We start from the raw sequence: 13455 nt of genomic DNA on the forward strand, positions 1-13455 counted from the left end.
ACCTCCCGAATCTGCATAATTGTGTCAAATCATTGATGTTATTGATTAACTATATCCATCTCATTAAGGCCATTAGCAAAATATGTATTCAAATATGATAATAAATGGAAGTATATTTTTTTCATAGATGATTTAGGGCTATTTCATGGATGAAAAAAGAGGACTTAAGAACGAGATTAGTCAATGGCTAAATTTATAATCAACTATTTTGCCAAATGAAATTGAACACTTTTCCACAAAAGTTTCCTCGGCTAAGCTCCCCCTTATAAACGTAAGCCAGAATTATAAAAAAAATAAGCGCACCTTCCGATACGCATAGCAAATACATATATCATGATTTTTTTTAATCTTTCAATAGTGAGTGGTAAACACTGATCAATTTTAACAAAGAATACTTTCACAAACTTTGTAGCCATTTCTAGTCACAAGTTGAAGAATTCGATGTGATAATTGATGCTAAAAGCCATTATTAACCATTCATTTTATCCGGCAAGCAACAATCTATTTAAATAAAGAACTTTTTTAAACATTCCTCTTTTACAGCCCTCTCGTATGAAACCTAAAACAACGAAAGCCCTACCTCTCTTTCATCCTTACGGCTCCTAGGCCGTGCCAGTATGAATCAGGTATGATCACAACAAAATATATAACGCCTCCCCGGGGAAATGATATTAGGCGCTGGGGCTGATTCTTAGTATATTACTCATCGTACTTTTCTTTTGAAAACATTTACTTTACTTTAGAAAATCAATTGGAAAGAATTTATTTTTTACGAAAAATGTTGATGGGATATTTCTGAAGAATGTATAAGGTGTTTACACAGATTGATAAGAACAAATGCGAAAAGCGCCTTGATCATCGGCGCTGGAGCTAGACGTGGACAACTTTTTTAAAGGCGATCCACTTTTCTAAACTTTATACGCTAACCAATAAAAAAAAGGTGGCACTTCATTCGTCGTGCCACCTTTATCTTATGGACAACTTACGCTTTTTGAACGTTAGCAGCTTGTGGTCCACGGTTACCTTCAACGATTTCAAATGTAACAGCTTGACCTTCGTCTAATGATTTGAATCCTTCAGATTGAATAGCTGAAAAATGTACGAATACATCATCTCCGCCTTCTCTTTCGATAAATCCAAAACCTTTTTCTGCATTAAACCATTTTACTGTACCTGTTACCATTGTAATTCCTCCTAATGTGTAATTTCACTATAAGTTTATTTATGCATTTGTAATATATCTATTTTCAACGGTGATCATTGACAAAATAAAAAGCCGAGCTATCAATGAAGAAGGACTACCAAAATCGCCCACCCTTCATTGCAGCTACGACTTACATATATCCAACAATATGATTAAATTCAAACTTAGTAGCCTTTTCAAAGTCTATTATAGTGGATATTTTTTATAAAGTCAATCTTTTATTTTTTATTCAATAGAACGTACATATTCTGCAATTTTGGCTATTTCACCTTTAGTTAAATTCGGGGCTGATTCATATTGATGTCGTTCAATCGTTTCTTCAATCGTCTTTGCACTTCCATCATGAAAATAAGGTGCGGTCGCCCATACTCCCCTTAATGTTGGTGTATCAAAACTCTTTCCGTCCCGAGGGTTCGTAAATTGAGCTCTTCCATCTCCATCTGAAGGTTGATCTAATGAACTTGCTGTGCCGATATCATGTAAGAAATCAGTGCGATCCGTTGTAAGCTTATGATCTTTTCCGACCGCTTTCACACTATCTGTGAACATACTTCCTCCATGACAAGAAAGACAATTTCCTTTTCCTTCAAAAAGTTCTTTCCCTTCTAAAGCAACCTGCGACAATTTTCCATTTTCCCGATAAGGACTTTTCGGTACAGGAAATGAAGATGGTTCTTTAAGGAAGGCAAACATGGCATCATACATATGCTGAACATCTTTTGGTAACGGTTCATTTTGTTTGTATTTCATCATGCCACCCATTTCTGTTTGAACAGTGATTAAGTAGTCGGTAAAATCATCACGGCTTCCATCCCACATAAACAGACCTGTTTCGGTTGTTAATACATTAGAAGGAAGGTTTCTCGGTCCTTTTGGGGTCGTAAGTGTTAGTCCGTTTAACTCGCCATCACTATGGCAAGAAACACAGCTCATCCAGTTATTTCCCGTTATATCCGTAGCAAATTCCTCACTATTGGCACTATAAAAAATCGTTTTTCCTTCACGAACGAGTGGGGATAGTGGATCTTTTTTAATGAGCTTCATATTATCCCCAGCATTTTTCACTCGGGCATATGAGCTGTCACCACCTGTATCAATGGTTGCGATATCATGACTCATCGCATTATGAACATAAATCATTTGATCATCAGGTGAAATAACGGCTCCCCTAGGGTTATTTCCCTCAATTCTTCGTAATATTTGAACTGCGTTTCCGCCACGTTTCAAATCGAACACCACTAAATCTTCACTACCAGACATGACAACATACGCTTTATTTCCATCTGATTGAAACACAATATCGGCAGGATTTGAGACGATCATCGTTTGATTTTGTTTGTCTGTCACATTGATTTCTGCAAATAGTTCTTTCCGCTTATCCACGATCTCTTTATCTTTTTCCAAGTCAATCACCGAAATAGCGGGAAAGACCGTTTCTTCAAAATGGATAGGGGTATCAATATTCGTTAAATAATGAGCTACCCAAGCGGTTTTACCATCTGGTGCAATCACAATTTGCTCTAATGTATTGGGGATTCCTTGGCTTTTTTTTCGATCAGATTGATCTGGTGATTCAGCTAATGGGATCACCTTTTTAACTTTTTCCTTTTTCGTATCTACGACAGAAATAGTTCCTTCTAAATATTGAGGTACATATAGTTTTTTACCATCTGCAGTTAAGGCTAATGTCCGCGGACGATCTCCTACTTTAATCTCATTCACTATTTTTTGATCATGTAGGTTAATAACAGACACAGAGTCTTCTCTAAATTTGGCGACATAAAGTTTTTGTCCATCTTGGCTTGTAAGTAAGCCAAATGGTTCATTGCCTACTTGAATGGTGTCTATTTTTTTCTTATCCTTCACCGAAATCAAATCAACTGTTCCACTATAACGACAGGAGACATACAATGTTTTTTCATCAGGGGATAAAGCCAGTTGGACAGGTTCTTTTCCAACTGGGATTTCCGCTAAAACCTTCATCTTATTTACGTCAGTGATCGACACCGTATTAATGTCCATATTTGCGGTAAAAATCATGTCTCCTTTTTCTGTCGAGAGGATGTTGTTACTATGAACAGCCTTTTGGCGAATCATTTCTGTCTTCTCCTTGGAACTTGTGACCCCATTTGAACAAGCAGCCATCATTCCCATGGTTAGAATCAATAGAATGGAAAAAAGTGAACCTTTTCTCATGTTCATACCTTCTTTTACCGTTTTTTCACTTCAACTGGAACGAGTACAGGGGCAATACCATATTTACCATGGCCTGCTTGAACTTGTGGGACTGTGTCTCCATCTGTGTTTTCCGACCTGTCCTTTTCTTTATAGACATCCCCTGTGTCCCAAAATTCACTTGTTTGCATTCCCTCTTTTAAGTTCGGACCATCGATAACAAGATCGTAAAAGTCTGTGTATCTTTTAGTAATCGTTTCAATTTCCAACGCTTTTTCCTGTTCTCCATTGTCACGATTACTTAAATTTTGAATCGCTACACGAAAAACTGCTGATAATGCCCCAGCTGTTGTAGGATCATACTTTATTTCTCCATCTTTCGTCTGTAAAATTTTTAACTCTTTATCGTAAAATTCTTTTTCCATAGAAACATACAACTCGCGAGCTGCTTCCCGATATTTCTCGTCTTCCGTTGCTAAGAATGCGGCCGTTAAACCACGAATGGCACCGAGTTGAGCTTTTAGTGTAACTTCATCCTTGACACCTTTTCCAATTTCATAGCCACTTGCTACTAATCCATCTTTTTGAACAAGATGAGTCAACATAAAATCCGCCTGCTTACGAATCATGTCAATCGCAAGTTTTCCTTCTTCCGTTTCTAAACCTTTTGCTGCTTCTCCACTTGCATACCCAACAGGCAATCCATCAATCGCACGTTGGAAAATCCGCAATGCTTCCATCGTATAGCCCGCTTCAAATGTGTCCACATATGTCCCTTGTTGCTTGCCATCATGTTCGTGAACAAAGACACCCTCTTTGTTATTAAAATGCATCGCACGGATGTTTTTAAATACGTGAAGCATAATGTCACGATTGACCGAGTACGGATCATCTGCTGTAATGTCATTATTTGCATTTGAATCAATATTTTCCCCTGCTCCCTGTGGGAAAGGATCCCCGTCAAATAACGCTTGGAAAGATGGAGCAACATTTTTATTTTCAGGACGTTGATCTGTCATTCCAAAAAATTCTGCAGATGGCCAAAGCATGAGCCATTGATCATTTAGGACACTTTTCGCATCGGTTACCTTCAGCTGTTTCGCCATGGCAGCTGCCTCATTCCCGTCTTCTGTAACAGCAATTTGATGTGGTAAATAGACAAGTCCTTTAGCAGGGTCATAGTTTACTCCCATTTTTGCTGCCTGTAATTGATTTGTTTTAGAATCATAGAATAAGTGATTACGAATATATAGAAGCTTATTCCAAATCTCTTCCGTTAAAATCATCCCTTGCATACCATCCGCAGAACTCACTCCAAGTGCAATGTTTTGATCTTCATCATCTTTTGGTGTTTCTCCTGCAAGCTCCTCATCCCCATCGACTGTATGGAAACCACCTAGGAAGTCACCCGCCCAAAGTGCTTGTTTTAAGAAAACACTTCCGTAAGCAGAGGGGACAAGTGCTTTTTCCATTTTATCGCGATCCCAACGAAGAGATTCAAAGTTTACTTGATATTTAGGTACATAAGTTCCATCGTCATTTTCTGCATATTTTTTCGTATCAACCTTTTGAGCATAATGTGGATCACCTTTGGAGTATTCCATAAATGTTGGATACATATTTGAGAAAATTTCTTCACGAGGATAGCCAACCGCATCAGCTAAAGAATAAAATCTTTCCCCAAGCAATTGTTCTGGTTGTTTTCCCTGCTTCTTCGCCAATTGTTGGATCGCAGGACCATGAACAAGATGAAGACCGAAACCAGATTTCTCGACTACTTCATACATTGCTTCTTCCGAGTATTCATAAGATTCAATTCCCGCCGTATAATCAAATTTCGTTGGCTTATTGACTTTTTGTGGATCTAACACATCTAAATCTAATCCTAATCCTTCAGCTAATGGTTCACCAGAGAGTTCAAATTCACTATAAGCGAACATATTGGCTGCTGTATCAAAGGTATAATCGGTTACCTTGACAGATGCCTTCGCTGTCTCTTTTTCTGATTTCTTCTCATCTTTGGCTTGGTCCGCTCCACAGCCAGCAAGAAATAGGGCTGAAACTACAGCCACTTTGGAAAATACATTCCATGGTAATTTACTCATGTCTAAAGACCCCTTTATGTACGTGTATAATTGATACTTTTTATCAATAACTGTTAATTATTATACATATGATGATAATGATTATCAATATCTTTTTCGTTTTTTCAATGGGGCAAAAAAAACGGAGGCGACTGTTCAGTGCCGGCAAACAAATAGTCATGCTCCCAAAGATAACACGGTTTCTTTATAGGATCCGTTTTTGACCACAAGCACTAGGAGACAGGTCGCCGTAAAAGTTCCTTCTATTCTTGGTCCGTTTTTTCAAAAAAAGTACGGAGAAATTGCAAAAATGTCGTAATCGCTTTCGTTGTGAATGGGTAGTTCGATGTAACTGCGAAAAAGTCACGATTGTAATAATATTGTTCTTTTCCAATCATTTGTAATCTATTAAGCTCGACTTCCTTTCTAACGGTCCATTTAGACAATAGCGAAATTCCAAGTCCTGCTTCAACCGATTCCTTAATAATTTGTGTACTTCCAAATTCTAATAATTTCTTCGGTTTTAAATTATATTTTTCAAAAAATAATTCGACCGCTTCACGTGTCCCTGAGCCTTTTTCCCGTACGATCCATGCCTCTTCTTCAAGGGTTTCGGCATCTGTTTGATTTTTCCACCCCTTCCCTCCAATGATGTACATTGTATCGGTTGCAATTTTCTCCAGCTTAACTTTACTTTGAGAAACACTTCCCTCCACAATTCCTAAATCAATTTCATGCTTCATAAGTTTTTCAACAATATCGTGGGTGTTCCCAATAGAAATGTTCGGCTTCACCTTTGGGAATGTGGCGAGAAATGGAGCAAGTATATGGGGCAAAATATATTCTCCAAATGAATAACTTGCCCCAATGGATAAATCCCCAGCCACCTCACTTGTTAAATCTTCAATGGCTTGGTGCATCTTTTGATACAACATCTCAATCTCTTCAGAATAAAAGGCAACAATGCTTCCTGCTTTCGTCAATCTGACTGTTTTATTCGTTCTTTCGATTAGTTTGATCTGAAGCTCATCCTCTAAAGCCTTTACATATTGACTGACTGCAGGTTGGGTAATGTAAAGTTCTTCAGCCGCTCGAGAAAAATTCAAATGGTTCGCTACTGTTAAAAACACCTTCAGCTTTTGTTCCACTTTACTCCTCCACTATAAGTAATTACTTATCGTAAATATAAAAATGATTAATTTCTATTATATCAGTGATTGCGATATGGTGAATATAAGGATTGGAGGCTACAACAATGGAGCAAATGAAACAGAAGTTGTCAGACCGATTTTTCTGGGGGGGAGTTGGGTTTACAACTTTCATTGCCTTAGTTGGAACAGCGCTTTCCCTCTTGCCTTTTTTCGGTAAAATCGGGGCGATGGCCTGCGCCATTCTTCTAGCTATTCTTTATCGACAGTTGTTTGGATATCCGGAAAAACTCCGAACTGGAATCGAGTTTGTAGGAAAATTTATCTTGAGATTTGCTATTGTTTTATATGGCTTTAAATTAAATATTTACCTCGTATTCAATGATGGTCTTGGCCTTCTTGGAAAAGGCATATTAACAATCATTTTTTCCATTGCGGTTACGATGCTGATCGCTAAATGGTTAAAAGCGGATCCAATGATTTCTTTACTACTTGGAATTGGAACGGGAATTTGTGGGGCCGCGGCGATCGCTGCTGCTTCCCCCATTATTCAATCAAAAGATGAAGATACAGCAATAAGTGTGGGCATGATTGCTTTGATTGGAACCATTTTCGCATTAGGGTATACAGCCATACTTCCCCATTCCGGGCTTTCACTAGTTTCATATGGGGAATGGTCAGGGATTAGTTTGCACGAAATTGCACATGTAGCTTTAGCCGGAGCAGCAGGTGGGGATGATGCACTAACAATGGCATTGTTAGCCAAGCTTAGCCGGGTATTATTATTAATTCCCGTTTGTTTTATCCTTGTATTTTGGATGAAAAGAAGAACAAAAAAAGAGAAAATTCAATCGAAGATCCCTTTCCCGTGGTTTTTACTAGGTTTCTTGTTAACGAGTTTCATTGGGACATTTGGAATGGAGCATGGGGTGATTTCCGAACATTCGATAGATTTGATTTCTACCATGGGAACATTTTTATTAACGATGGCCATGACAGGGCTAGGCCTAAATGTTAGTTTTCAAGAAATGAAACGAAAAGCGCTACGTCCACTTATCGCTTTATTGATGACATCGTTGGCCCTGTCTACTATTTGGTACTTGCTCTTAACCTAATTTCTATCAACAGAAGTGGTTTCCCTACTATAACAAGCAACTGCCCATCCCTTCTGTCCTATTCATTACGATAGAGAGGATGAGCAGTTGACATGGAAGCAGCAAGGAGCCACAACTATTAAGAATTTAATAAACTACTTTTTCATTAAGCAATATAACACCGCTTTTTGAGCATGAAGGCGATTTTCCGCCTCTTGGAATACGACAGATGCGGATCCATCCATCACTTCAGCTGACACTTCTTCACCACGATGAGCTGGCAAACAATGCATAAAAGTGCAATCTGGCTTTGCTTTCGACATGAGGCTTTCATTTACTTGATAGTTAGCAAATGATTGTAAACGTTTCTCTTGTTCTTCCTCTTGTCCCATACTCGTCCATACATCAGTATAAATGACATCCGCTCCAACGACAGCTTCATCTGGGTTACCGATTACTTCCACCGTTGCACCTGTTTCTTCGCCGATCTTTTGTGCCTTCTTCACGATTTCTTCATTCGGTTCATATCCTTCTGGTGTAGACACAGCAACATCCATTCCAACCATGGCAGCGCCAATCATTAATGAATGCGCGACATTATTTCCATCCCCAACATAAACGATTTTCTTTCCTTTAAATGATCCCTTTACTTCATACACGGTTAATAGATCTGCCAATGCTTGACAAGGATGATATAAATCCGTTAATCCGTTGATCACTGGGACAGTCGCTGCTTCCGCAATTGCCTCAATTCTAGAATGACCATGTGTGCGGATCATAATTCCGTCTAAATATCCTGATAATACCTTCCCTGTATCTTCAATAGTTTCCCCGCGACCGAGTTGTGTATCATGGCTGCTTAAAAAGATCCCATGTCCTCCTAGCTGGAGCATTGCCGCTTCAAATGAAACTCTTGTACGAGTTGAGTTTTTCTCGAAAATCATTCCAAGAATTTGCCCTTTTAAACTGTCTTGATATTTTTCAGGATTCTTTTTCATATCAGCAGCTAGATAGATTAGGTTTTTTACATCTTCAATTGAATAATCTAGTAATGTTAATAAATCCTTCCCTTTTAAAGTTAGTTCCTTTACATTTTGCGCCGTTGTCATAGTTTCATCACCTCAGGTTTTTTCATTTTCCATTGTTGTAGTGGGGCCACTTCATATCCTGTTACATGCAGACTTGATAGAAAGGCCATTAGAGATTCTTTCTCTGTAAATGTGAGCATTCTACTTTGCTCTGCAATCATCCGTTCTACTTTGCTCTTCTCATCTTCGCAAGGGGCATAAAATACAAACGCTTCTTCTTTCTTAGTCCACTCTTTTATCTTAACGTCCGTTACGACGGCTAATCCTGCATGTTCCGCATTCTTCAACAGTTCTTTATCTATCTCATCGGTTAAACAATACAATTCCTTCCCGTATGGTTTCTTATTTTTTTGTGGTAAAAAGATCTTGTGTAAAGCTTCTTCAACAGTTTTCCCGAAGGCGATCCCTTCTCCAGTTGCTTTCATTTCTGGACCTACTAATGTATCCAAACCTTGCAAAGCAAAATTTGAGAACACTGGATATTTTACTGCGTAATTTCCATCCGTTTCATGCGAGAAAATGGGCATCGACGCTATGGGCAGTTGTTTCTTCCCCGTCATCAGTAAAACAGATTCACGTGCCGCATTCATCCCGCACACTTTACTAACGAGAGGCACAGTTCGGCTTGCCCGTGGGTTCACCTCTAATACGTAAACAACTCCGTCATATAGAACATATTGAATGTTCATAATTCCTTTATAGGACAATTTCTTTACAAGCTTTTGTGCATATTCAAATATTTTCTGCTCTTCGTCCTTTTTTAAACTGACAGCTGGGAGGATCGCCATACTGTCTCCAGAATGAATGCCGGCTTTTTCAATATGTTCAATGATTGCTGGCATGGAAACCTGTTCCCCATCACATAAAATATCTGCTTCCACTTCTTTTCCAGGTAAATATCGATCCACTAATACTGGATATTGGATCTTATCATAGCTATTCAACCACTGCTCGAAGCTTTCTTTCGAATAAAAGCGGTGCATCCCTTTCCCACCGATGACATATGATGGACGAATCAAAATCGGAAATGGTATTTTTTCCGTTATCCCCATTAAATCCTCATACGATTCAGCGATATCCCCTTCAATATGCGGTATTTTCAGTTCATCTAAAAGTTGATAGAACAATTGGCGATCCTCTAATAAATCGATCAATTCCCCAGTCGTACCGAGAAGATCTAATCCGGCACGTTCTAGATCATGTGCTAGTGAAATGGCCGTTTGTCCCCCTAATTGTACGATGACTTTGTCTACTCCTTCTGCCTCAATAACATCCATTACAGATTCAAGTGTTAAAGGTTCAAAGTAAAGACGGTCGGCTGTCACAAAATCAGTACTCACCGTTTCAGGGTTATTATTAATCATAATCGTTTCATAGCCTGCTTCTTTTAACTCCATCACTCCATGGACTGAGCAGTAGTCAAACTCAATTCCCTGCCCGATCCGAATTGGACCACTACCAATAATGAGTACCTTCTCCTTATCAGACTTCGCTTGCTCGTTCTTACCACCATAAGTGGAATAATAATAATGAGAAGCTGACGGGTGTAGGCCTGCACATGTATCAATATTTTTATAGCTTGGAATAATTCCAAATTCTTTCCGCTTCGCTGTAACGTCTATTGATTTCGCACTTAATAAAGCAGCGATGGCCTCATCTGAGAAACCTTTTTGTTTCCAATGAAAAAGCTGCTCTTTCGAAACCTCTTGGAGACTAAGACCACTTATTTCTCGTTCTAAATCGATTAAGCTTTTCATGACATTTAAGAAAAACAGATCGATTTTTGTTTGACTATGAAGGAATTCAACAGACTCTCCTTTGCGTAGCATTTCTAAAAGGGCAAAAAAACGGCGATCATCTGCTTCTACGATGATGTCTAACAATTGTTCTTTAGACCATCCTTTTAGCTCAGGTAAAATTAATCCTTGTTGATCACCTTCAAGTGAAACAACTGCTTTTTGAATGGCTCTTTCAAACGTGCGGTCAACCGCCATGATCTCCCCTGTCGCCTTCATTTGTGTCGTTAATTTACGATCCACTTGTTGGAATTTATCAAAAGGCCAGCGCGGGAATTTCAATGCAATATAATCAATCGTTGGTTCAATATGAGCAAACGTTGACTGAGTGACTGGATTTTTCAGTTGATCTAACATCCAACCTGTTGAAAGTTTTGCCGCAATCCAAGCAATTGGGTAACCAGTCGCTTTTGATGCAAGTGCTGAAGATCGACTGACACGGGGGTTCACTTCAATTAAATAATACTGCTGATTGTCTGGATGGAGAGCAAATTGGATGTTACATCCCCCAATAATCTCCAAAGCCGAGATAATTTTAATGGCAGATGTTTTTAGCATCATTTGTTCTTCATGGGTTAACGTTTGAACAGGGGCAACAACGATCGAATCTCCTGTGTGAATTCCAACTGGATCGATATTTTCCATATTGCAAATCGTAATACATGTGCCACTCGCATCACGCATTACTTCATATTCAACTTCTTTCCACCCTGCAATACTTCTCTCAATTAAACATTGATGGATTGGGCTCTCCTTTAATCCTTTCTCCACTTTCCCCTTTAATTCAACTTCATTATGAGCAAATCCACCACCAGTTCCTCCTAACGTATAGGCTGGTCGAATGATAACGGGATATCCAATATCATTCGCAAAAGCGATTGCTTCTTCCGCTGTTGAAACGATCGAGCTTTCTGGAACAGGCTCTCCGATTTCAACCATCAACTGTCGGAAAAGGCTGCGGTCCTCTCCTTTTTGAATAGAATCAATGGATGTTCCAATCACCTTTACGCCATACTTTTGAACAATCCCTTGTTCAGACAATTGTTTTGCTAAATTCAATCCAGTTTGCCCACCAAATGTTGCAAGTAAGGCATCTGGTCGTTCCTTTTGGATAATTTTCTCCACCGTTTCTACTGTTAACGGTTCACAGTAGATGGCATCCGCAAAGATTTCATCTGTCATAATGGTCGCTGGATTATTATTCACAAGAATGACTTCGTAACCATCTTCCTTCAGTGCCATGCATGCCTGTGTTCCAGCATAATCGAATTCTGCCGCCTGCCCGATGACGATCGGTCCCGAGCCGATGACTAATATTTTCTTTACATTTAAACGCTTTGTCATATTAAGTGCCCCCTTCGTGACGATCGCCCTATTTCACTTTTTCCTCAACGATAAATTTGAAAGTAGTTCCATTCGATTGACAAATGGATTGAATAAGTGACCTTGTGTCTACTTCAATGAATAATGGAATCCTCCACTTAGATAAATACTCCTTCAAAGGTAAAAAAGTATCCATCGGAAAAGACTTATTCCAAATTTGATACACGATCACCCCCGCCACTGTAGGGGGGACATCCTTTAATGAATTTGCAATCCCACGTATACCAATTAAAGGATTAGAAAAAATAAGATATTTCCCTTTATATTGTGGATCGAATAGTGCATCCTCATATCCAGTCATTCCTGTATAAAAGATCAGCTCTCCGTTTACCTCAAGGTCTTCCATATGTTCACATTTACAGGGATAGCTTTCCCCAGTTTCTAACATCATCATTCCGTTCATTATTGTTCTCCCCTTCAAAACAATTCACCTTATTTAATATTTATACATCAAACAGAATGAAAATACAATATCATTTTCTGATTTTTTACTATTTATTGAAAATACCTATCCAAGAATAACCATAGGAACAAGATGAACCCCTTTCAAAAAGTCTAAAACTTTCGTCTTTTTATTTTGAGTACTTTTTTTTCGTTTGTACAAAGTAAATAGTGTACAATAGTCATGTAATCAATCTGCGGCGGGAACTTTTCAGCTTTTATGAATAGCTTACTTCGTTAAGCAGAGACAACTTTAGAGGTGAAAGTAAATGAGAGAAACTAGATTAATGCGTGATACCCTTTCGGTCAAAACAAGCTATGTTTTACCGCCAGATACAAATCAACATGGGACCCTTTTTGGTGGGAAACTAATGGCCTATATAGATGATATCGCATCCATTACAGCGACGAAACTAGCAAGAAAACCAGTTGTTACAGCTTCTACTGACTCCGTTGACTTTTTAAAACCAATCCGCGTTGGAGATGCTGTTACTTTAGAAGCGATGGTTTCCTACACTGGTCGTACAAGTATGGAAGTATTCGTAAAAGTAACTTCGGAAAATTTACTAACAGGGGACAAAGACGTGGCAGCTATTTCGTTTTTAACTTTTGTCGCTCTTGACGAAAATGGAAGACCAACTGTGATCCCTGAAGTCGTTCCAGAGTCTGAAGAAGAAAAATGGTTGAATGAAACAGCTAATAATCGTGCGGAACATCGGAAAGCTAGAAAAAAACACAGCCAAGAACTTGCTCAATTTTTCTCAAAATTATAATGTAAAACTTCATTAAGTGGAGGTTTTACTGCCCATCGAGGCGGGACAAATCCACTTTTCACAAAAAAAATACGCCTCTTTGGCGTATTTTTTGATGTATAAAACACAGGTTCCCCATCTTTTTACGGTCATGCCGGTCATTTTAGCTTATCCTTATCTAACTAGAATGATCTAACCCCAATTACCTAATTGGAGCATAAACATTAGCCATTGGAAACTTTTCTCTTTACAAAGATTAAATTTCGTTAACATCATGTTGATGATTTTGG

General features: G+C 38.7%; 9 protein-coding genes. 2 read left to right on the top strand and 7 right to left on the bottom strand.

Annotation, left to right across the window (positions count from 1 at the left end; translation table 11 throughout):
• Window positions 1-982: 982 nt before the first annotated feature.
• From J2S13_RS09895 to J2S13_RS09910, 4 genes are all read right to left on the bottom strand, one after another.
• Window positions 983-1183 (bottom strand): cold-shock protein, encoded by a 201-nt coding sequence (locus tag J2S13_RS09895; protein ID WP_307257586.1) that lies wholly within the window; start codon window positions 1181-1183, stop codon window positions 983-985.
• Window positions 1184-1429: 246 nt separating this feature from the next.
• Window positions 1430-3400 carry a beta-propeller fold lactonase family protein gene (locus J2S13_RS09900; protein ID WP_370874014.1) on the bottom strand — a complete coding sequence of 657 codons (1971 nt, stop codon included), beginning with the start codon at window positions 3398-3400 and terminating at the stop codon, window positions 1430-1432.
• A gap of 14 nt (window positions 3401-3414) precedes the next feature.
• Window positions 3415-5484, bottom strand: coding sequence for a hypothetical protein (locus tag J2S13_RS09905; protein WP_307257587.1), 2070 nt, complete (start codon window positions 5482-5484; stop codon window positions 3415-3417).
• A gap of 242 nt (window positions 5485-5726) precedes the next feature.
• Window positions 5727-6611 carry a LysR family transcriptional regulator gene (locus tag J2S13_RS09910; RefSeq protein ID WP_307257588.1) on the bottom strand — a complete coding sequence of 295 codons (885 nt, stop codon included), beginning with the start codon at window positions 6609-6611 and terminating at the stop codon, window positions 5727-5729.
• A gap of 107 nt (window positions 6612-6718) precedes the next feature.
• Between J2S13_RS09910 and J2S13_RS09915 the strand changes: the two genes are divergently transcribed.
• The gene (locus J2S13_RS09915; RefSeq protein ID WP_307257589.1) at window positions 6719-7726 is read left to right on the top strand and encodes a YeiH family protein; all 1008 of its coding nucleotides are present in this window, start codon (window positions 6719-6721) and stop codon (window positions 7724-7726) included.
• Between the two features lie 134 nt (window positions 7727-7860).
• On the opposite strand, the gene argF is transcribed toward J2S13_RS09915, so the two are convergent.
• From argF to J2S13_RS09930, 3 genes are read right to left on the bottom strand one after another with little or no spacing between them, the layout of a single operon-like run.
• Window positions 7861-8814: an ornithine carbamoyltransferase gene (gene argF, locus J2S13_RS09920; RefSeq protein WP_307257590.1), complete on the bottom strand. Its 954-nt coding sequence runs from the start codon at window positions 8812-8814 to the stop codon at window positions 7861-7863.
• Window positions 8811-11933, bottom strand: a complete 3123-nt coding sequence (gene carB / locus J2S13_RS09925) for a carbamoyl-phosphate synthase (glutamine-hydrolyzing) large subunit (RefSeq protein ID WP_307257591.1) — start codon at window positions 11931-11933, stop codon at window positions 8811-8813. The genes argF and carB overlap by 4 nt, the downstream gene beginning before the upstream one ends.
• A 28-nt stretch (window positions 11934-11961) precedes the next feature.
• A complete protein-coding gene (locus J2S13_RS09930; RefSeq protein ID WP_307257592.1) occupies window positions 11962-12375 on the bottom strand; it encodes a carbamoyl-phosphate synthase domain-containing protein in 414 nt (137 codons plus the stop codon).
• Between the two features lie 307 nt (window positions 12376-12682).
• Here J2S13_RS09930 and J2S13_RS09935 point away from each other — a divergent pair, with 307 nt between their 5' ends.
• The gene (locus tag J2S13_RS09935; protein WP_307257593.1) at window positions 12683-13186 is read left to right on the top strand and encodes an acyl-CoA thioesterase; all 504 of its coding nucleotides are present in this window, start codon (window positions 12683-12685) and stop codon (window positions 13184-13186) included.
• Window positions 13187-13455: the final 269 nt, after the last annotated feature.

The sequence above is a fragment of the Oikeobacillus pervagus genome (genome assembly GCF_030813365.1).
Lineage (GTDB): Bacteria > Bacillota > Bacilli > Bacillales > DSM-23947 > Oikeobacillus > Oikeobacillus pervagus.